The organism is Sphingomonas sp. IC4-52 (assembly GCF_020707225.1).
Classification (GTDB): Bacteria; Pseudomonadota; Alphaproteobacteria; order Sphingomonadales; family Sphingomonadaceae; genus Sphingomonas.
Genome location: NZ_JAJFEU010000001.1, coordinates 465,121 through 485,436 on the forward strand (window position 1 = coordinate 465,121; position 20,316 = coordinate 485,436).

The following is a 20,316-nucleotide window of genomic DNA, read 5'->3' on the forward strand; positions in this document are numbered from 1 at the left end:
AAGCTGGCCTCTTTTGGCGAAGCAGGCGTGGAAATCCAAGCGCGTTGTGGCTAGGCGGCACCACATGAGCGAAAGCGGGTACACTTACGAGCAGGCCGGCGTGTCGATCGCGGCGGGAAATGCATTGGTGCGGGCGATCGCGCCCCTGGCACGGGCGACGCGGCGCAAGGGGGCTGATGCCGACCTTGGCGGCTTCGGCGGATTCTTCGATCTGAAGGCTGCCGGCTTCACCGATCCGCTCCTGGTCGCCGCCAATGACGGTGTCGGCACCAAGTTGAAGCTGGCGATCGAGCATGACCGGCACGATGGCGTCGGCATTGATCTTGTCGCCATGTGTGCAAACGATCTGATTGTTCAGGGCGCGGAGCCGCTGTTTTTCCTCGACTATTATGCATCCGGGAAGCTCGACGGTGCCGTTGCCGAGCGCGTTATCGCGTCCATTGCTGACGGGTGCCGGATCGCCGGTTGCGCGTTGATCGGCGGCGAAACAGCAGAAATGCCGGGCATGTACGCGGACGGCGACTATGACCTTGCCGGCTTCTGCGTGGGCGCGGTCGAGCGCGATCGTGTGTTGACCGGCAGCGGGATCGCCGCAGGCGACGTCATTCTCGGTATGGCCTCGTCCGGCGTGCACTCGAACGGCTTTTCGCTGGTTCGACGGCTTGCCGCTGACAAGGGCTGGAAACTGGATCGGCCTGCGCTCTTCGATCCGGAAGTGCTGTTGATCGAGGCGCTGATGGCCCCGACTCGCATTTACGTGAAGAGCCTTCTCCCGCTCCTCGGAGCGGGGCGGATCAAGGGGCTGGCACATATTACCGGCGGCGGCCTGCTGGAGAACATCCCGCGCGTGCTTCCGGCTGAGGCGCATGCGCGGGTCGACGCGGATGCGTGGCCGCAACCACGATTGATGGCCTTTCTTCAGGCTCAGGGCGCGATCGAGCCCGAAGAAATGGCCCGCACCTTCAACTGCGGCATCGGCATGGCGGTGGTGGTGGCCGCCGACCAGGCGGATACCGTCGTCGCCGAACTCGAAGCGGCCGGTGAGCAGGTGTTCCGCATCGGCGCCATCGAATCAGGCCAGCGCGGTTGCACCGTTTCCGGTTCAGCCGAGACGTGGAGCGCGCGGGCACCCTGGACCGCCACGCACAACGCATGACGGCCAAGCTGGGCATATTGATCTCCGGTCGGGGATCGAACATGCAGTCGCTCGTTACCCATGCAGGTGCAGCCTACGAAGTTGTGGTCGTAGCCTCAGACCGTCCGACGGCACCGGGTCTCGCCTGGGCGCTTGAACATGGCATTCCCACTTTTGCCTTGTCGCCCAAGGACGTTGGGCGGGCGACGTATGAGGCCGCACTTGATGCAGCTCTGCGGGCAGCTGGCGCGGAATATCTCGCGCTGGCCGGCTACATGCGCTTGTTGTCCGACGAATTTGTTGCCCGATGGCGCAATCGGATCATCAATATCCACCCCTCGCTACTTCCCAAGTACAAGGGGCTCGATACCCACGCGCGTGCTATCGCAGCGGGCGATACGGTGGCGGGCTGTTCCGTGCATGTGGTGACGGAGGAACTGGATGGCGGAGAGGTGCTGGGTCAGGCAGAGGTGCCGATCCTCCCTGACGATACACCACAGAGCCTCGCGGCGCGCGTGCTGGCCGAGGAGCATCGCCTCTATCCACGCGTTCTAGCCGAATGGTTGAGTCGGTAGAAGCTGTCGAGCAGGCGCTTGCTCGCGTGCGTGCGATCGCGCTTGAGCTGCCTGAAGCTGCGGAGCGCCTGTCGCATGGCGCCCCCGGCTTCCACATCGTGAAGGGCAAGTTCTTTGCCTACTTCTCGCACGATCATCACCGCAGCGGGGAGACAGCCGTTCTCGTAAAAACAAGCGGCGCGGAGGAACAGGGAATGCTGATCGAGGCGGATCCGGACCTCTATTACAAGCCGCCCTATCTCGGCCCGTCCGGCTGGATCGCCATACGCGTGGCCGCGCCGGGCACCGATTGGGATCATGTGGCAGACCGGATTGCGGCAAGCTGGGAAATGGTCGCTCCTCGCCGCCTGCTGGAGATGGGCGGACGGTGAACGATGTTCCTGATCAACCGAAGACGCGTCGTCGCCTGGTGACGCTTCCCGAGATGGTTGCGGTACTTGGGCTCGTGGTGGGCGCCCTCACCCTCGGCCTGAATTGGAGCGAGAAGCGAGAGGCGGCGGAGGAAAAGGCTGCAGCTGCCGCAGCCGCCGGAGCCGCGAAGGTCCGTCTCAGCCTCGATGCAGACCTGGCAAGTGGCGGGCGGGAGATCCGGCTCTCGGACGCGCGGCATGAGCTGATCGATACGGCTGTCGAATTTCCCGCCGCGCTGCGGATCGAACGGCAAACGCCTGCCACAGCGCGGATCGATCGTCACTGGTTCGAACGCGCCGTGTTGGGGGCGACCGACGGTGGAGCGGACGATCGCGAAGGTCGTCTGCCTGTCTTGGTCACGGCCCGCTATATGGTGGGAGACTCGCCGCGCGAGGGACGCGCCATTGTCGAGATAATCTGGCGCACGCATGGCCGCTTGGTTGGCGGGCGAACGCTGACGATCGAGGCCGTGCGGGTGCGTGAATCCGGGGGCGACCGCAAGCGGATTAACGCATTGTGGGCGGCGGAAATGAAGAGTCAGAGATCCCGAGCGTAGATCACGTCGTCATACCAGCCCGCGCCAACATTGAACCGCCGCGTACCGGCAAGCACGAAGCCTTCACGTTCATAGAAGGTGCGCGCCCGGACGTTGGTGCCCAGCACCCCCAGTAGCACCCGCTTCGCGCCAAGCGCCGCCGCATCGGCTAGGGCCAGCGCCATAAGCCGGTGGCCCAAGCCGGTGCCGCGGGCCACGGACAGCGTATAGATGCGACGCAGCTCAATATCGCCGGGTAGCACGTCTATGGGAAGATCCGGGCTGGTCAGCACTGAATAGCCGACCGGCGCCTCGCCAACGGGATGTTCCGCTATCGTCACTACGGTGGCAGGATCACCAGCCCAGCCGGCGAACTTCTCGGGCGAGCTATTTCGCGCGCAATGCGCAACGATATCGCTCCCCGGCAGGATGCCGGCGAACGTTTCTAGAAAACTGGCGGCAGCCACCATTGCCACCGCCGACGCATCCGCCGAAGCGGCGCGGCGCAGCCGCCAGTCATATGTCATCGGATCAGCCGACGATCTCTTCGGGCTTGAAGAAATAGGCGATCTCGATCGCCGCATTCTCGGCGGAATCCGAACCATGCACCGAATTCGCCTCGATCGACTCGGCCAGCTCCTTGCGGATCGTGCCGGGTGCTGCGTTCTCGGGGTTGGTGGCGCCCATGATGTCACGGTTGCGCTGCACGGCGTTTTCGCCCTCCAGCACCTGCACAACCACCGGACCGGAGATCATGAAGGAAACCAGGTCGTTGAAGAACGGACGCTCCTTGTGGACGGCATAGAAGCCTTCGGCCTGCTCCTTGGTCATCTGGATGCGCTTGGAAGCGACGACGCGCAGGCCGGCTTCCTCCAGCATCTTGGTAACGGCGCCGGTCAGGTTGCGGCGGGTCGCATCGGGCTTGATGATCGAGAAAGTACGATTGGCGGCCATGATGGTCGCTTGCTCCTGTGTTTGTAATGCTGGAAACTGCCGCGCCGTTAGCGGGGCGAAGAGTGAAGCGCAACCGCCCGCCGGACCGGGCCTAAGCCGCTTGTTCCCACCGCCCGTCCTCGTTCTGCTTCCAATAGCGACGCTCCACCCCGTCACGCCCGGCCAGTGCTTTCCATGCCGACCGCGCGGCTGCGATCCGGTCTTCGTCGAAGAAATGAAACGCCCGGTCGAACACTAGCGCTTCGTCCCTCCACTCTCCATCGACCAAGGCGATGTGACGCGCGGCATTGGCAGCATTGACGTCCGCCGCGATCAGGATCGGCTGGCTCGCATCGTCTGCTGCGCCCAGGCACGCATGAGGAAGGAAGCTCTCCGGCGCATATTCCCAAAGAAGCTTGTCGATCGCCGCGCGCTGACCTTCGTCAGCTGCGACGATCAACAGCCGCTGTGCGCTGACGAGCACGCGTTCCGCGATCCGCGGCAACACGCGCTCGATAGGCATCAGGGTCAGGTGATAGAAGTCGACCTGCATTAGCCTTCGAAGTTGCTCGCGACAAAAGCGTCGAGCAGCCGCACACCATAGCCGGTCGCGCCCTTGCCCCATGTGGGGCCGTCCTTGTCGGACCAGACGGTCCCGGCGATGTCGAGGTGCGCCCAGCGAACGTCATCCTCGACAAAGCGCTTGATGAACTGCGCCGCGGTGATCGAGCCGCCACCCCGCGGTCCGACATTCTTCATATCGGCAATGGGGCTATCGATCAGCTTGTCGTACGCTGTTCCCAATGGAAAGCGCCACAGCTGGTCACCGCTCGCCTTGCCTGCCGCGAGCAATTGATCCGCCAGGCCGTCATCGTTGGCGAACAGCCCGGCCTGCTCGTTGCCCAGGCTGATGATCATTGCCCCGGTCAGCGTCGCGAGATCAACGATCGTCTTCACCTTGTACGTACGCTGCACCCAGGTGACGCAATCGCAGAGCACCAGCCGTCCTTCGGCGTCAGTGTTGATCACCTCGATCGTCTGACCTGACATGGACGTCACTACGTCGCCCGGACGCTGGGCATTGCCGTCAGGCATGTTCTCGACAAGGCCCATGACGCCGATGACATTGGCCTTCGCCTTGCGAAGCGCCAGCGCCTTCATCGCACCGGCCACCGCGCCTGCCCCGCCCATGTCCCACTTCATGTCTTCCATGCCGGCGGCGGGCTTGATCGAGATGCCGCCCGTATCGAACGTCACGCCCTTGCCCACAAGCGCCAACGCAGGATCACCCTCGCCCGCACCGTTCCAGCGCAACGCAAGGATGCGCGGCGCCCGACGCGAGCCCTGCGCCACGCCCAGCAGCGCTCCCATACCCAGTTCACGCATGGCGGGCTCGTCCAGCACCGTTACTTCCAAGCCGAGACCTTCCGTCTCCTTGGTGACGATCTCAACGAAGCTCTCGGGGTAAAGAACGTTCGGCGGCAGTGTCACCAGCGTCTTCGTGAGGGCGAGGCCCTGCGTCGCCGCATCGCGGATCGACCATTCGCTATCTGTTCCTTCCGGCGCCCCGACAATCGTCACGTCGGTAAGCGAAGGCTTTGCCTCCTCGGACAGCTTCGTGCGGTAAACGTCATAACGCCAAGAGCGCTGCGCAATTGCAGCCGCCAGCCGGGCTGCGGCCGTGGCACTTGCGCCGGTGTCCGAAAGATCAACCGTCGCCGCCTTGACCCCTGAGGTGAGCAGCCTCGCAGTCAACGCGCCGCCCGCCCGTTCGTAGCTGGCGTCGTCACCCTCGCCGACACCCAGGAGAAGGATGCGGGTGGCTCCCTGCCCAGCGGCAACATACGCTTCCGCGACGCTGCCTGGCTCACCGGCAAAGCGCTGTCCGGCCGCGGCTGCAGCCACGATCGCCCGAGCTGATTCGTCCAGCCCTGCAGGCGAGAGCGATCCAGCGCTCGCCTTAGTGACCGGCAGCGCCAGAACCGGCGCTTCTGCTGGGCGGCTGGCAGCAAAGGTTACGTTCATGGTTGTTCCTCTTGTTTCGCCATGCAGATAGGCATTCCACCCGCCGGTGGCAAAGCGTTGCGCCGGGCGCCTTCGATGCGATAGGGCCGATGGCTGACGCGCCATCAGGCGGCGAAAAGGGGTTCAAGCTTTGCGAGTAAGCGAGTGACGCGTCTCGACCTTCTGGCAAGCTGCGCGCTTCCGGTGGCATTGCTTTCCGGGACAGCCGCCGCGCAGGATCTTCAGGACCGGCCGGTGCCACCGCCTGCACCGGAGGTCGCGACCGATCCGGCGCCAGGCGCGGCCGACGACCAGGTGAATTTCAGCGCTGGTACGCTCGAATATGATTATGAAGGCGATGTCGTTACGGCCACCGGGGACGTGCGCATGTTCCGTTCTGGCCAGCGGCTGCGCGCCGACAAGGTCGTGTGGGACCGCAAGACTGGGAAGGTCGTGGCGAGCGGCAACATCGCGGTCACCAATCCCGAGGGCGACACCGCCTATGGCGATTCGATCGAGCTGACCGATTCGCTGAAGGACGGATTGGTCGACAACATGCTTGTCGTACTCGAGCGTGGCGGCCGGCTGGCGGCGGACCGCGGCACCCGGTTCGAGGATGGCACCATTTCGCTGGAGCGCGCCGCCTATACTGCCTGTTCGGTCGTCGATTCTGATGGTTGCCCGAAGGAACCGACGTGGAAGGTGACAGCGGTGAAAGTCACCTACCGACCGGATCGTGAGCGCGTGTATTATACCGGCGGCCAGGTCCACCTGTTCGGACTGCCATCCATCCCGCTTCCGAAATTCTCACATCCGATCGGCGAAGGCACCGCAAGCGGCCTCCTGACTCCGAACGTCCGCTATGATCGCGTGAATGGGTTTGAGGTCGCGACGCCTTACCTCTTCCGTCTGGCGCCCAATCGGAAGCTGACGGTGACGCCGCACGTCTATTCGGCGGTCTTGCCAATGCTGGAAACCAATTACGAGCACCTGAACGAACTGGGTGCGTTCAGCATTACCGGCTTCGGAACCGTGAGCCGCCGTAGCGATGATCTGTCGAGTGGCTTCACCTCATCGACCGAGCAGGCGTTCCGCGGTTATCTCGACGGCGTCGGCCGGTTTCAGCTGGACGAAAACTGGAGCCTTTCCGGATCGCTTCGCCTGGCTACGGACCGGACTTTCCTGCGCCGTTATGACATTTCGAAGGCCGATCGTCTGCGGACGACCTTCGCGCTCGAACGGATCGATCAGAACAGCTATTTCTCGCTTGCGGGCTGGGCAACACAAACGTTGCGTGTCGGCGAACGTCAGGGTTTGCAACCGGTCGCCCTGCCGGAGCTCGATTATCGACGCCGCGTCAGCGAAGGCCTGTTGGGCGGCACCCTTCAGTTCCAGCTGAATACGCTGGCCCTCGGCCGCAAGGCTGGCCAGGATACCCAGAGAGCCTTCGCCAGTGCACGCTGGGATCTGCGCCGCCTCACGAATTGGGGACAGGAAGTCACGTTCACGGCCTTTGCTCGAGCGGATGCCTACAACACCAACGATACCGCTGCGACCAACATCGCCAGCTACCGCGGTATCGAGGGCTTTCAGTCGCGGGGCATCGGGTCCGTGGCAGTAGACGTTCGCTGGCCGTTCATCGGGACATTCCTGAGCGGCACGCAGCGTATCACGCCGCGGCTGCAAATCGTCGCCTCCCCGAAAATTGAGAACTTGGAGCTTCCGAATGAGGATGCCCGCGCGATCGATCTTGAGGACTCGAACCTGTTCGCGCTGAATCGGTTCGCGGGCTACGATCGTTGGGAGGATTCATCCCGCGCTACCTACGGCATCGAATATAATCTCGATCTGCCAGGGCTCAGCATCGCCACCAACATCGGCCAAAGCTATCGCCTGAACAATCGCGCGACCATCCTGCCATCCGGAACTGGGCTCAGCGATCGCTTTTCTGACATCGTTGGCCGTACGAACATTCGCTTCCGCGACTTCCTGTCCCTCACGCATCGCTACCGCCTGGACAAGGATGGGCTGGCGGTGCGCCGGAACGAGATCGACGCAACCGTAGGTTCGCGCGATACTTATCTTCTGGTTGGCTATCTCCGGCTGAACCGCGATATTGACGAGCTTGAGGATCTGCAGGATCGGGAGGAAATCCGCGTCGGTGGCCGCGTACAGTTCGCGCGCTTCTGGTCGGCCTTTGCATCAGGCCTGATCGATCTTACCGACCGTACGGACGACGTATTCTCGCTCTCCGATGGGTTCGATCCCATCCGGCACCGGCTTGGCGTGCAGTATGAGGACGATTGTCTGACGCTCGGCGTTACCTGGCGGCAGGATTATCGCACCACGGGCGACGCCCGCCGCGGCAGCAGCTTCCTGTTGACGCTGGCGTTCAAGAACCTCGGGCGCTAAGCCTCGGTTCAGCTACATGAATGCAGTGCCGGGTCGGCAGCAACGGCGCGCAAGATGGGATTCCTGAACGAGTGACGACGATGGGCAACAAGGCGCTGCGGTTCGGCCGCGTCGCGGGCATGGTGCTGGCGCTGGCCGCTGCAGGTGCGGCGACCGGGCAGCAGGCGGGACCTGCGACGGTGAACGATCAGTCTCTGCCGGACAACACCGGGCTGAACATCCCCCAGAACCTGGAAATCTTCGGCAGCGTCGATCCGAACGTTCGCAAGGCAACTGCGATCGTGAACGACAATGTTTTGACACGCACTGACGTGGACCAGCGGGTGGCGCTGATCCTCGCTGCGAACAATGTTCAGCTGAAGCCGGAGGAAATCGATCGGCTTCGCCTTCAGGTGCTGCGGCAGTTGATCGATGAGGTTCTGCAGATCCAGCAAGCGAAAACGGCCGAGATCACGATCACGGACGATGAACTGAACCAGAGCTTCAATCGCATCGCGACGAACTTTAATCGCACGCCTGAACAGTTCCGCGTCTTCCTGCGCGAGCAGGGTTCGTCTGAACGATCGATCAAGCGCCAGATCGAGGGAGAACTGGCGTGGCAGCGGTATCTGCGTCGCCGTGTCGAGCCGTTCGTTAACGTCGGTGAGGAAGAGGTCAAGGCGATCCTCGATCGTCTGGAAGCCGCGAAGGGCACGGACGAGTTTCACCTCAACGAAATCTACCTGTCCGCAACTCCTGACCGCACCGAACAGGTCTATGCCGCCGCACGCCAGTTGATCGGTGAGATCCAGAAAGGTCAGGCACCGTTCGGCTATTTCGCACGCAACTATTCCGAAGCCTCAACGCGCGGCGTGAATGGCGATCTCGGCTGGGTGCGTGGCGCGCAGTTGCCGGCCGAACTAGCCGAAGCCGCTGCGCAGATGCAGGTCGGTCAGGTCGTCGGTCCGATCCCGGTGCCGGGCGGGTTCTCGATCCTTCACTTGGTGGACAAGCGTCAGGTACTGACCGCAAACCCGCGTGACGCGCGTCTCAGCCTGAAGCAGATGACGATCAAGTTCCCACGTGGAACCACGCAGGCGCAGGCGAGCCAGCGAACCGCGAGCTTCGCGTCCACCCTCACGAAGCTTCAGGGCTGCGGCTCTGTTGAAAAGGTCGCTGCTACGATCAACGCCGAAGTCGTGCAGAACGACGCCATTCGGATCCGCGATCTTCCCGCGCCTTTGCAGGAGATCATGTTGAACCTTCAGGTCGGCCAAGCGACGCCGCCATTCGGCAACCCGGAAGAAGGCGTGCGCACCCTTGTCCTCTGCGGGCGCGACGATACGGCTTCGGCCCAGCTCCCCGGCACCGAACAGATCCAGAACCAGCTGGAGCAACAGCGCGTGAACCTTCGCGCGCAACAGGCGCTCCGTGACCTGCGTCGCGACGCCATCGTGGAGTATCGCTGAGATCTCGACCGTGGCACCTCTCGCTGTTTCCATGGGTGATCCCGCCGGGATCGGGCCGGAGGTCATTGCCAAGGCATGGGCCGTCCGCAAAGCGACATCGCTGCCGCCCTTTTTCGCGGTAGGGGACGCGCGCGCGATCGAACGTGTCTGGAACGGCCCCGTGGCGCGGATCACTGATCTTCGTGAGGTGGAGGCGGCCTTCGGCAACGCGCTTCCGGTCCTCACCGTCGAGGATGCCGGGGAAATCGTGCCAGGTCGGCCGGATGCAGACGGCGCACGCTGCGCACTCCATTCGCTCGAGCTCGCGGTTGGTCTCGCGCGCTCAAGCGCGGCGTCGGCACTGGTCACGGGGCCGGTATCAAAGGCACAACTCTACGGCATCGGCTTCAGTCACCCTGGCCAGACGGAATTCGTGGCGGAGCGGTTCGGCGTCGCCAAGGAGAATGCCGTGATGATGCTGGCTGGCCCTTCCCTGCGTGTCGTGCCGATGACCACGCATGTTCCGCTGGCGCAGGTCGCATCGCTGCTCACGATTGACCTTGTGGTCGCCAAGGGGCGTGCGACGGCACGCGGGCTCCGTCGGAACTTTGGGGTGGAGGAGCCTCGCCTGGCCTTCGCCGGCTTCAACCCGCATGCGGGAGAGTCCGGCGCGTTGGGCCGTGAGGAAATTGACGTTCTGGAGCCCGCCATCGCTCAATTGCGGGAGGAGGGGATCAACGCCGTCGGCCCGTTCGCGGCGGACACGATGTTCCATGGTCGCGCTCGCGAGCAATATGATGCGGCGCTTTGCTGTTATCATGATCAGGCGCTCATCCCGCTCAAGGCGCTTCATTTCGATGAGGGTGTCAACATCACGCTGGGCCTTCCCGTGGTGCGCACTTCGCCCGATCACGGCACAGCGTTCGCACTCGCCGGCCAAAACAGGGCAGAGCCGGGCGCGATGATCGCGGCAATCGCTATGGCGGCAAAGGCTGCGGCGGTGCGAGCCGCCTGTCCAAACCTGTGACGGACCTGCCGCCGCTGCGCGAGGTGATCGCGCGGCATGGTCTCAGCGCTTCCAAGGCGCTCGGCCAAAATTTCCTCTTCGACGCTCAACTCCTCGCCCGCATCGCCCGCATTCCGGGTGATCTGGATAACGAGGAAGTTTTAGAGATCGGGCCTGGCCCGGGCGGATTGACCCGAGCACTGCTCGCCGCGGGTGCAAAGGTCACCGCAATCGAGCGCGATCGACGGTGCATCCCCGCGCTCGCGGAGCTTGGCGACGCCTACCCCGGCCATCTGACCGTCATCGAAGGGGACGCGCTCGCGATCGATGCGCGTTCGCTCTTCGCTGGCAAGCCGCACATTGCCGCCAATCTCCCGTATAATGTGGGCACAGCCCTCCTCGTCGGATGGCTCTCGGCGGAATGGATGCCTTGGTGGCAGTCGCTTACCCTGATGTTCCAGCGCGAGGTCGCCGATCGCATCGTCGCAGCGCCGGGTACCGATGCCTACGGCAGGCTGGCCGTGCTCGCGCAATGGCGAAGCACACCGCGCATCGCGCTGCCGGTGCACCGCTCCGCCTTCACACCGCCGCCAAAGGTGATGTCGGCCGTGGTGCACATCGTTCCCGACGAAGCGCCCGCTGGCGTGCAGCTGGCGAAGCTGGAAGCGCTTACGAGTGCGGCTTTCGGGCAGCGGCGGAAGATGTTGCGGCAAAGTCTGCGAGGCGTGTCTGGTGCCCTCACTGCCTTGGAGGCCGAAGGTATCGACTCAACGCGCCGTGCGGAAACCGTCTCCGTGTCCGAGTTTGTGGCTTTGGCGCGCCGCCTGTCCGCAAGCACGACCGAGCAGGCGACTATTACCGAAGGATAGAGTGCGCTTGGGAGGCCGGCGCGAACTCCCCAGTCATCCGGCCTCCCGTTCGCCCGGCTATGCAGCCGCTCCCGCCGGGCCGCTCCCTCCTCGACCCAGACGATTGCCCGCACGGCACGCAGGACGATTGATGTGAAGCCGGCCCCCTATTGCGCAGCTCCACATCATCATTGCTGTGACGGCCCCCCGTTTCGGTCCGTCACTATCCGTCGCGCCCTCAGAGGCGAGAGCAGCAATGCCCCGCCCGCCGCCTCATGGTTATCCGGGAAATACCCGGTAAGTCACCGCCATACCGGGTATTTCCCTGCTTGGCCGACCCCAGTTCACGGGCCAACGGTACGCCTCGAATGTTCCGTGCTACGTACGGGACTTACGAAAACCACTGAGGAAGGGCCCGCCGTTCGGGAATGCCATGGCCAGCCGCGCGCTCCATCATGCTGGTAATCCAGCCACACGGCGTTCTTCGTTGACGCTCCCTAAGGGATATGCGCGGGATGCGGCGCTGCTGGCGCTCTATGCCATCGGCTTCGTCATCACGCACCGAATTGCCGCTGCTTGGGATGGTGACGGCTATTACTCGTTATGGTTTCCTGCTGCCGGGCTACGCTTTGCGCTTCTGTGGCGCGCCGGAGCGCGGTTCACGCTGCCTGTCGCGCTGGTCGAACTTGGTATGGACGTCCTGACCGGCGCGGTTCTGTTGACCACTTCGGATTGGCTGATGACCGTGTCCGCAGTCGTGAGGCCGGTTTTTGCCTATGGCTTAACGGTATTTGCTATCCGCCGGTTGCTCCGGCGCATGGAAAGCCGCGGCGTGCTATTCACGGCGCCGATGCCCTTCGCTGTGGGCAGCGTGCTGGCACCCATCGCCGCTGCTCTTGCTGCGGTTCCCCAAGCCCTCCTGCGCCCTGACCTGACGGGTGTCACCGATCTGCGCGCCGTTGTGCTCTCGCTCAATGCCTTCGCCATTGGTGACTTGCTGGGTGTGCTCCTGGTGGCCCCGCCTCTGCTCTGGGCCGCGGACCATGTCAGCGGCCGGAACCGCTTCGCGATCCGCCGGCGTAAGGTTCGGGTCCTCGTTGAGGGAGCGGCGGTTCTCGCTGTTGGTATCCTCCTGGCGGTCGGTCTCGCCTGGATCGGCCTCGGGTTACAGCCGGCACCTGTGTTGGTCGCCATCGCCTGGGTCGGTCTTCGCCTGGGGCGCTTTGGAGCATGGTGCGCGCTGCTGACCGTCGCCACCATCGTTCTGCCGTTCACCGCGGGAGAGATGACGACAGCCGCGCGCCTTCATCTCCACCTCGGGCTCGCCACCCTTGTGGTGACGGGCTATCTCGCCGGAAGCTTCGCAGATGCCCAAGTGCGGGCGCGCGAGGATCTTGCCCGGCGTGATCGGCTGCTTTTCCAGGCCGAGCGACTGAAGACGCTGCGCGCGATGTCCGTGGCGGTGATCCACGAAATTTCGCAGCCGCTGTCGACCCTCTCGATCGAGGCACGCCACCTTCACGAATCCGCTGCTGACGCCCCACCGGAGGTAGCCGCCACGGCGGCGCTGATCCACGCCAAGGCGACTCAACTGTCGGAGCTTGTCCGTCGCTTGCGTCGCTATGGCGGCCGCGCCGTTGATGAACCAACCCCTTTGCCGGTCAGTGCGCTGATGGACAGCGTTCTTGCCCTCGCCCGGCCTGAGGTTTCCGCCGCCGGTGTCACCCTCAGCGTCAGCCGGGGCGACGAAGATCTTGTCGTGCTCGGGCAGGAAGTAGAGCTCGCCCAGGCGATGATGAACCTGATCCGCAACGCTGCGCAAGCATGTGGACCGAGCGGAGAAGTAACGCTCGCGGCCGAGCAGGAGGGCGATCTCGTGCGCCTGAGCGTCCAGAACACCTGCTTGCCGGGACAACCCGCTCAGCCCGGCATGGGGGTAGGAACGCTGATCGCGCGGGCGATTGTGGAGGCTCACGGCGGCACGCTGGTTCGAGTCACGGAACAGAGCGGCCGCGTACGCGCGACAATCGCGCTTCCGCTCGTGGGGGAACCGGGGTGAGGGAATGCGAGAGCGTGTACGTCGTCGATGACGACCCGGATCTTGCCGCGAGCGTATCCCGGTTGCTGCGGCGACAGGGTTATGCTGCCGAGCCTATCCTCGATCCCGCCGCGTTGCTGCACGTCTACGCTGAAGCGCCAGCACATTGCATCGTTACGGATGTCATGATGGGAGATCTGGACGGCTTCGCCTTCGCCGATCGGGTCCGCGTGCTCGATCCAGACGTCGCAATTGTTTTCATGACCGCTTGGCCCACCACGGCAAACGCCGTGGACTCGGTCCGGCGCTATGGCGGGCTGGACTATCTGGAAAAGCCGATCGACGAGGATCGCCTGCTCGCCGCAGTGCGGGAAGGAGTGGCTTGGAGCCATGATCGCCGCGCAGTCACCGCCCGCACAGCCAATCTTACTCCTCGAGAGCGACAGGTCTTCGACCTGCTCGTACAGGGGCACCCGAACAAGGTGGTCGCCGACCGCTTGGGCCTTTCCCCGAAGACCGTCGAGGATCATCGCGCCTCGGTCCTTGCCAAGACCGGGGCGAGCGGCCTCGCCCAACTTATCGCTTTATCAAAGTGAGTTACGTCCATGACCGCTTCCGTCGTAACAGAGCCGCATCAGCGTCGCATGGATGAGATGCTGATCGAACTGGCGATCCTCGGCGTGCTGGCCGAACGTACCGAAATTTACCCGTCACATCTGGTTGGCGAGTTGCGTCGCCGTCTACCGTCGATCCCCGGGGCGCATGTGCGCCCCGTGCTGGAGCGGTTGTGGAAGGAACGTCGGGTGGCTCGCCTGTGGCATCGCTATCTGTTGCCGGATCGGGTGCCCGCTGTGCGTGAGAAGTGGCTGGAAATGATTGATCGCCGTCGTGACGATCTGGAGGCTCTGGAAACGAACGAGAACGGTTACACCGAAGGACGTGCAATCCTGCTCGCCTGGGACGGGTGGCGGGTTGGCAACGTGGAAGCCTGAGTCACGCGCCCGCCAGCGTTAGACATTGAGTCCGGCGCTGCGCCCGCAACGCCGCGGCTCTCATCTACTGCGATCAAGCGGAGACATCACTGCTGAACGGCCGGCAGGCTGCGAACCGTCAGTTTTTCGCCGGCACCTGCTTGGTCGTATTCGCCTGTGCCGTCGAAACTGACGGTCCCTTGGCAATCGCGGCGGCTAGCGAGGTTGCCTGCGGGCAGGTAGTCTTGCAGATCGATTTGACCCGCGCCAGATTTTCCTTCGCGCGTGCGATCGCCCCTTTGGCGACCAGCGCCTGCCCCTGACCCTTCAGCGCATCCACGTCGTTGGGCTCAAGCAACAGCGCCTCGCGGTACAGCCGGATCGCCTTGCCAGGTAGCCCCCGCCCTTCCGACAGTTCGGCGAGCACGATGAAGGCCTGACGGTTGCGCGGATCCACGGCTACCGCCGTTTCCAGCAGGTCAATCGCGGTTTCCACGTTACCTGCGGCGCGGGCAGCCTTGCCTTGCTGCAGCAGGGCGAGCGACTTGGCATCGATCTGGTCGTCAGGCCGCTGGCCGTGGAGCGACGTCGAGATCGAGACCATCGCAAGCGCGGCGGCTACGGCGACAGACGTGTAACGCATCAAGGGCTCCAGCTTCGGCACGGCGTAGTTGGAGTTAGCACGGTGCCACTAGGCGCGCGACGAAAAAACCGTCGCTTTGATCCTGCGCCGGCGACAGGCGAACTCCCCGGCCGTGCGCTGCGCCGATTGGCAGCATCGGATCCGCTGCCGTCCACCCAGCATGTGCGGAGAGGAAGTTGTCGACCTGGTCCTTGCCTTCGGCATCTAGCAACGAGCACACGACATAAACGATCGCGCCACCAGGCTTCACCAGTGGCGCTGCCACTTCCAGCACATGTGCCTGCATTGCGACGAACCGGCTCAGTCGTTCCGGCGTTAAGCGCCAACGCGCCTCCGGGTTGCGCCGCCACGTGCCCGTTCCCGAACAGGGCGCGTCCACAAATACCAGGTCTGCCCCTGCTTGCAGGTCGCCAAGTCGTTGTGCCTCCCGGCCAGGGTCCAGCAACCGGCTCTCGACAATGGTAAGGTTCGCCCGCTCGGCCCGCGGTGCGAGGCGGGACAGCCGCCCCCGATCCACGTCACACGCGACAATGCGGCCGCGATCCTCCATCGCGTCGCCCAGCGCCAGCGTCTTGCCCCCAGCACCGGCGCACAGGTCGATGACGGTCATACCCGGGCCCACCTGCGCCGCGAGCGACACCACTTGGCTGCCTGCGTCCTGCACTTCGACCGCGCCGGCAAGGCTTGCGACATCGGATCCCGCCGGCAATCGCCAGCCCCGTTCAAGACCCGCAATAGACTGCGCATCTGCAAACGCAGACAGGAGCTCTCGAGCGTCAACGTCGCGGCGGACCCGAACATCCAAGGGGGCTCGTTCGACCAGCGCGGGCCATGAGGCCGATTGAATTCCGGATCGTTCCAGTTCGCGCGCAATCCAGGCCGGAACAACCCCTTTCTCGGCCACAGGCTCTCCGGGCTCGATGGCGGCGGGGCCATGTTGGGAGCCGTCAAATCGACTTGCCAGCTTGGGATCGCTCTGGGCAACAAGCAACATCGCCGCCCGTCCGCTGCTCGGCGGCTCGCCGCACTGCCGGACCGCGGTGTATACCAGCTCGCGAATAGCGCGACGGTCCTTCGAACCCGCATATCGCCGGGATGCGAAATAGCGCGCGATTAGCGTATCGGCCGCCGCTCCCCCATCTCGGGCAGCGGCGATAACGGCGTCGAGCAGCTCGATCGCCGCCTGAGTCCGTGCGGCTGGCGTCATCTTGCCTCAGCGCGTCGGATAATTTGGCGCCTCGCGCGTGATCGTCACATCGTGAACGTGGCTTTCCTTCAGCCCCGCGCCCGTGATGCGGACGAAGTTTGCACGATCGCGCAGGTCGGACAGTGTGGCCGACCCCGTATACCCCATCGCCGCCTTGATGCCTCCAACTAGCTGATGGATCACGTCGCGCGCCGGCCCCTTGAAGGGCACCTGTCCTTCGATGCCTTCAGGTACGAGCTTCAGCTGATCTTTGATTTCGCCTTGGAAATAACGATCCGCGGAGCCGCGCCCCATCGCGCCCACGCTACCCATTCCACGGTACGATTTATATGCGCGCCCCTGGTAGATAAAGGTCTCGCCCGGTGCTTCTTCGGTCCCGGCCAGCAGGGAGCCAACCATGCAGGTCGAGGCGCCCGCGGCCAGTGCCTTGGCGAGATCACCAGACGTGCGCAGTCCGCCGTCCGCAATTACCGGAACACCGGTTCCCGCTGCCGCCTCGGCGCAATCCATCACAGCCGTCAGCTGCGGAACGCCCACGCCGGCAACGACGCGAGTCGTGCAGATCGACCCCGGGCCGATCCCCACCTTGATCCCGTCCGCGCCGGCGTCGATCAAGGCTCGCGTCGCCTCTCCGGTGGCTACGTTGCCAGCGACGACCTGCACCGAATTGGACAGCTTCTTCACGCGCTCCACCGCGCGCGCCACGTCACGATTGTGCCCGTGCGCGGTGTCAATGACGACGAGGTCGCACTCCGCGTCCACCAGCGCCTCGGTGCGCTCAAAGCCCTTGTCCCCCACGGTGGTCGCTGCAGCGACCCGCAAGCGCCCGGCCGCGTCTTTTGTCGCGTCTGGGTAGGTCACCGCCTTCTCGATGTCCTTGACCGTGATCAGGCCAACGCACCGGTAACTCTCGTCGACGACGATCAGCTTCTCGATCCGGCGCTGGTGAAGGAGACGCCGAGCCTCTTCCTGTCCCACGCCGACGCGCACTGTAGCCAGATTGTCGCGGGTCATCAGTTCCGAGACCGGCTGCATCGGGTTTTCGGCAAACCGGACATCCCGATTGGTGAGGATGCCGACCAGCTTCCCGTCATGTTCGACTACCGGAATGCCGCTGATCCGGTTCTGGGCCATCATTGCCTGCGCTTCGGCCAGGGTCGCCTGCGGCGTTATCGTGATCGGGTTGACCACCATTCCACTTTCGAAGCGCTTTACCTGCCGGACCGCCGCAACCTGTTCTTCCACGGTGAGGTTACGGTGCAGCACGCCCAGCCCACCAAGCTGCGCCATGACAATCGCCATGTCCGCTTCCGTGACCGTGTCCATCGCGGAAGAAAGGATCGGGATGTTGAGCGAAATGTCGCGCGACACTCGGGTCCTGGTGTCGGCCTCGCTCGGCAACACCTCGGATGCAGCCGGAACGAGGAGAACGTCGTCGAAGGTGAGGCCGAGCCGAATATCCATGAAGTGCCGTTTCCGTGTCGCGCAGGGGTGGCGGGCCATGTAACCGCGACAGCGACGATCCGCTAGGCCCCCTCGCCGCCCGCTGCTAAGCTGAGCCAAATTCGGGGAGGATTAAACGCGCATGGCACTCGTCGCCGCCACGCTGGTCCTGGCTTTGGTGCTGCTCTACCTCGTGGTCAGCATCAAGATCGTGCGTCAGGGCTATCAATACACAATCGAGCATTTCGGCCGCTACACGACAACGGCCGCGCCCGGCTTCAACTTCTATCCCGCCTTCTTCTATCGCGTCGGTCGACGCGTGAACATGATGGAGCAGGTGATCGACATCCCTGGGCAGGAAATCATCACCAAAGACAATGCGATGATCTCCACCGATGGGGTCGTATTCTTCCAGGTGCTTGACGCCGCAAAAGCCGCCTATGAGGTGTCGGATCTCTATGTGGCGCTGCTTCAGCTCACCACGACCAACCTACGCACCGTGATGGGCTCGATGGACCTGGACGAAACTTTGTCCAAGCGGGACGAGATCAACGCACGCCTGCTTAGTGTTGTGGATCATGCCACAACCCCTTGGGGCGTGAAGATTACGCGGGTCGAAATCAAGGACATCCGGCCGCCCGCCGACATCGTCAACGCTATGGGTCGCCAGATGAAGGCGGAGCGCGAGAAGCGCGCCAATATCTTAGAGGCGGAGGGCATGCGCGCTTCAGAGATCCTGCGCGCCGAAGGGCAAAAGCAAGCTCGCATTCTGGAGGCCGAAGGACGTCGCGAGTCGGCGTTTCGCGACGCCGAGGCACGCGAACGCGCGGCAGAAGCGGAGGCCAAGGCAAGCCAGGTGGTCTCGGCAGCGATCGAAAGTGGTGGCACACAGAGCCTGAACTATTTCATCGCGCAAAAATACGTGGAGGCGGTGGGCAAGTTCGCGACCAGCCCGAATGCGAAGACCATCCTGTTCCCCGTGGAAGCAACCCAGTTGATCGGTACGTTGGGCGGGATTGGCGAATTGGCTAAAGCGACATTTGGTGACAATTCGCCCACCGGCTCACCGCTGGCGAAGCCACCCATAACCGCCATGCGCGGGGAACCGTCGCAATGACGATCACGGCTTTAACGGCAAATGCGCCGGTCTTCTGGTTGCTCGTGGCTGTCATGCTCGCGGCTGCCGAACTGGCCGTTCCTGGCGTGTTTCTGGGATTCCTGGGAGTGGCAGCTGCGATCGTTTCTGCTGCCACCTATGTTCTCCCTGATCTGCCCATCGCCGCTCAGCTCGGCGCGTTCGCGATGTGGAGCGTTGTCGCGGTCTTGATCGGAAGGCGATGGTACATCGATTACCCTGTGGAAACGAGCGATCCGCTGCTGAACGATCGCGCCGCTCGTTTGGTCGGGGAGACTGTTACAGTGGCAGATCCGATCGTCGCTGGCCGAGGACGCGTCCGTGTTGGCGATGGCGAGTGGCCGGCATCAGGTCCGGACGCCCCCGCTGGCGCTCGCATGCGGATCATATCCGTTGCCAGTGGGGTCTTGGTCGTCGAACCGGTTTGATCAGGCGCGGCTGTCGTCCAGCCGCCCGCCGGAGACCTGATCCGCATAGATGAGCCGGCGCTTCGGAAGGGCTTCGGGCATCTCGTCGCGGATAAATGCGAGCATTGCCTCTCGAATATCGCATCGCAGGTCAAAGGCCGTTGATGCGTCCTTGGCGGTTGCAAGGACGCGCACTTCGATTGCCTCCGGTTTTGTATCGGTCACCTGAAGTACGTACGCGCGCCCGTCCCAGCGTGGGTTGGCGCGCACGATCTCCTCGAACTTGTCACGCAAGCGCGGGACGTTAGCTGTGGGATCAAGCCAGAAGAAGGCGCTTCCCAGCAACTTGCTCGTGTTCCGGGTCCAGTTCTGGAACGGCATCTCCAGGAAGCGGGATACCGGCACGATAAGCCGCCGCTCGTCCCACAGCGCCACCACAACATAGGTCAATCGGATTTCCTCGACCTTTCCCCACTCGCCCTCGATGATCAGTACGTCGTCGATACGGATCGGCTCGGTAAATGCGAGCTGCACGCCGGCGATCAGGTTTTTTAGCGCCGGCTGAGCTGCTGCGCCAACGGCAAGTCCCGCAAGACCGGCCGACGCCATCAAGGTGATGCCGACGCTACGGATGCTTGGAATGGAGAGAAGCATCAGCGCGACCGTCACGATCGACACACCGATTATCACGATCCTGCCCAGGATCGCTGCGCGCGTGCGACGGCGGCGGGCACGAAGATTGTCTTCAACGGCAATGTCGTAGCGAAGCTCAATAGCGCGGATGTAAACCTGAACGACCGTGATGATCAGCCATCCGATCAGCCCAGGTACGATAAAGCCCGCCGCAAGCTGCCACAGGTCATCTAGCCAACCCGGCAAAATGAGGAAACGGCGCGATATCGCGAGCGCAACCGCGACGGCGATCCACCGGGAAGGTCTGGCAGATAGGGCAAGCGCGGCATCGTCGACCGAGTCCGGCGTTCTCCCCGCGATGCGCCGGCCCAACGCCATAAACAAGGCGTGCAGAACCAGCGCGAGCGTCACTGCACCAAACACGATCGCGATGTTGGCGATCATGCCCGGCACTTCCCAGCCGCTCCAATACGCATCCATGACCAAGTAATGAGACTGGAACGCGTGTGGTTCCGCCGCAGCGCAACATTGTGATGCCACGAGGCGTGAAGCG

General features: G+C 63.6%; 21 protein-coding genes. 13 read left to right on the forward strand and 8 right to left on the reverse strand.

The features are described from left to right. The first annotated feature begins 64 nt into the window (after positions 1 to 64). Genes purM through LK535_RS02245 form a run of 4 tightly spaced genes read left to right on the forward strand, consistent with a single transcriptional unit; the run spans position 65 to position 2,677 of the window. A complete protein-coding gene (gene purM / locus LK535_RS02230) occupies positions 65 to 1,156 on the forward strand; it encodes a phosphoribosylformylglycinamidine cyclo-ligase (RefSeq protein ID WP_227770259.1) in 1,092 nt (363 codons plus the stop codon). Next, entirely contained in the window at positions 1,153 to 1,710 is a 558-nt protein-coding gene (purN, locus tag LK535_RS02235; RefSeq protein ID WP_227770260.1) for a phosphoribosylglycinamide formyltransferase, read from the forward strand. Before purM ends, purN begins: the two co-directional genes overlap by 4 nt. Next, positions 1,695 to 2,081, forward strand: coding sequence for an MmcQ/YjbR family DNA-binding protein (locus tag LK535_RS02240; RefSeq protein WP_227770261.1), 387 nt, complete (start codon positions 1,695 to 1,697; stop codon positions 2,079 to 2,081). The genes purN and LK535_RS02240 overlap by 16 nt, the downstream gene beginning before the upstream one ends. Beyond that, entirely contained in the window at positions 2,078 to 2,677 is a 600-nt protein-coding gene (locus LK535_RS02245; RefSeq protein WP_227770262.1) for a hypothetical protein, read from the forward strand. Before LK535_RS02240 ends, LK535_RS02245 begins: the two co-directional genes overlap by 4 nt. On the opposite strand, the gene LK535_RS02250 is transcribed toward LK535_RS02245, so the two are convergent. From LK535_RS02250 to LK535_RS02265, 4 genes are all read right to left on the reverse strand, one after another. Beyond that, positions 2,659 to 3,183, reverse strand: a complete 525-nt coding sequence (locus LK535_RS02250; RefSeq protein ID WP_227770263.1) for a GNAT family N-acetyltransferase — start codon at positions 3,181 to 3,183, stop codon at positions 2,659 to 2,661. The two genes, LK535_RS02245 and LK535_RS02250, sit on opposite strands and share 19 nt — an antisense overlap. 4 nt (positions 3,184 to 3,187) lie before the next feature. Beyond that, positions 3,188 to 3,610, reverse strand: a complete 423-nt coding sequence (gene ndk / locus LK535_RS02255) for a nucleoside-diphosphate kinase (protein ID WP_227770264.1) — start codon at positions 3,608 to 3,610, stop codon at positions 3,188 to 3,190. Between the two features lie 91 nt (positions 3,611 to 3,701). Continuing rightward, positions 3,702 to 4,142: a DNA polymerase III subunit chi gene (locus LK535_RS02260; RefSeq protein ID WP_227770265.1), complete on the reverse strand. Its 441-nt coding sequence runs from the start codon at positions 4,140 to 4,142 to the stop codon at positions 3,702 to 3,704. Next, on the reverse strand, positions 4,142 to 5,614 hold the full coding sequence (locus tag LK535_RS02265; RefSeq protein WP_227770266.1) for a leucyl aminopeptidase: 1,473 nt from the start codon (positions 5,612 to 5,614) through the stop codon (positions 4,142 to 4,144). Before LK535_RS02265 ends, LK535_RS02260 begins: the two co-directional genes overlap by 1 nt. A gap of 144 nt (positions 5,615 to 5,758) precedes the next feature. Here LK535_RS02265 and LK535_RS02270 point away from each other — a divergent pair, with 144 nt between their 5' ends. The 7 genes from LK535_RS02270 to LK535_RS02300 all read left to right on the forward strand — a co-directional run bounded on the left by LK535_RS02270 (position 5,759) and on the right by LK535_RS02300 (position 14,316). Further along, positions 5,759 to 8,005 (forward strand): LPS-assembly protein LptD, encoded by a 2,247-nt coding sequence (locus LK535_RS02270; protein ID WP_227770267.1) that lies wholly within the window; start codon positions 5,759 to 5,761, stop codon positions 8,003 to 8,005. 80 nt (positions 8,006 to 8,085) lie between these two features. After that, complete coding sequence (locus LK535_RS02275) at positions 8,086 to 9,453, forward strand: peptidylprolyl isomerase (protein ID WP_321576543.1); 1,368 nt, start codon at positions 8,086 to 8,088, stop codon at positions 9,451 to 9,453. A 31-nt stretch (positions 9,454 to 9,484) separates the two neighbouring features. Then, on the forward strand, positions 9,485 to 10,459 hold the full coding sequence (pdxA, locus tag LK535_RS02280; protein ID WP_265334028.1) for a 4-hydroxythreonine-4-phosphate dehydrogenase PdxA: 975 nt from the start codon (positions 9,485 to 9,487) through the stop codon (positions 10,457 to 10,459). After that, positions 10,456 to 11,307 carry a 16S rRNA (adenine(1518)-N(6)/adenine(1519)-N(6))-dimethyltransferase RsmA gene (gene rsmA / locus LK535_RS02285; protein WP_227770268.1) on the forward strand — a complete coding sequence of 284 codons (852 nt, stop codon included), beginning with the start codon at positions 10,456 to 10,458 and terminating at the stop codon, positions 11,305 to 11,307. The genes pdxA and rsmA overlap by 4 nt, the downstream gene beginning before the upstream one ends. A gap of 466 nt (positions 11,308 to 11,773) precedes the next feature. After that, the gene (locus LK535_RS02290) at positions 11,774 to 13,345 is read left to right on the forward strand and encodes an ATP-binding protein (protein ID WP_227770269.1); all 1,572 of its coding nucleotides are present in this window, start codon (positions 11,774 to 11,776) and stop codon (positions 13,343 to 13,345) included. A gap of 14 nt (positions 13,346 to 13,359) precedes the next feature. Then, positions 13,360 to 13,920 carry a response regulator transcription factor gene (locus LK535_RS02295; RefSeq protein WP_227770270.1) on the forward strand — a complete coding sequence of 187 codons (561 nt, stop codon included), beginning with the start codon at positions 13,360 to 13,362 and terminating at the stop codon, positions 13,918 to 13,920. 9 nt (positions 13,921 to 13,929) lie between these two features. After that, positions 13,930 to 14,316: a hypothetical protein gene (locus tag LK535_RS02300; RefSeq protein WP_227770271.1), complete on the forward strand. Its 387-nt coding sequence runs from the start codon at positions 13,930 to 13,932 to the stop codon at positions 14,314 to 14,316. 118 nt (positions 14,317 to 14,434) lie between these two features. On the opposite strand, the gene LK535_RS02305 is transcribed toward LK535_RS02300, so the two are convergent. From LK535_RS02305 to guaB, 3 genes are read right to left on the reverse strand one after another with little or no spacing between them, the layout of a single operon-like run. Continuing rightward, on the reverse strand, positions 14,435 to 14,938 hold the full coding sequence (locus LK535_RS02305) for a tetratricopeptide repeat protein (protein ID WP_227770272.1): 504 nt from the start codon (positions 14,936 to 14,938) through the stop codon (positions 14,435 to 14,437). A gap of 34 nt (positions 14,939 to 14,972) precedes the next feature. Then, complete coding sequence (locus LK535_RS02310) at positions 14,973 to 16,145, reverse strand: RsmB/NOP family class I SAM-dependent RNA methyltransferase (protein ID WP_227770273.1); 1,173 nt, start codon at positions 16,143 to 16,145, stop codon at positions 14,973 to 14,975. Positions 16,146 to 16,151: 6 nt separating this feature from the next. After that, the gene (gene guaB, locus LK535_RS02315; RefSeq protein ID WP_227770274.1) at positions 16,152 to 17,609 is read right to left on the reverse strand and encodes an IMP dehydrogenase; all 1,458 of its coding nucleotides are present in this window, start codon (positions 17,607 to 17,609) and stop codon (positions 16,152 to 16,154) included. Positions 17,610 to 17,730: 121 nt separating this feature from the next. Here guaB and LK535_RS02320 point away from each other — a divergent pair, with 121 nt between their 5' ends. After that, entirely contained in the window at positions 17,731 to 18,705 is a 975-nt protein-coding gene (locus tag LK535_RS02320) for an SPFH domain-containing protein (RefSeq protein WP_227770275.1), read from the forward strand. Further along, a complete protein-coding gene (locus tag LK535_RS02325; RefSeq protein WP_227770276.1) occupies positions 18,702 to 19,151 on the forward strand; it encodes an NfeD family protein in 450 nt (149 codons plus the stop codon). Before LK535_RS02320 ends, LK535_RS02325 begins: the two co-directional genes overlap by 4 nt. Here LK535_RS02325 and LK535_RS02330 read toward each other — a convergent pair whose 3' ends face one another. Continuing rightward, entirely contained in the window at positions 19,152 to 20,243 is a 1,092-nt protein-coding gene (locus LK535_RS02330; protein WP_227770277.1) for a mechanosensitive ion channel family protein, read from the reverse strand. Positions 20,244 to 20,316: the final 73 nt, after the last annotated feature.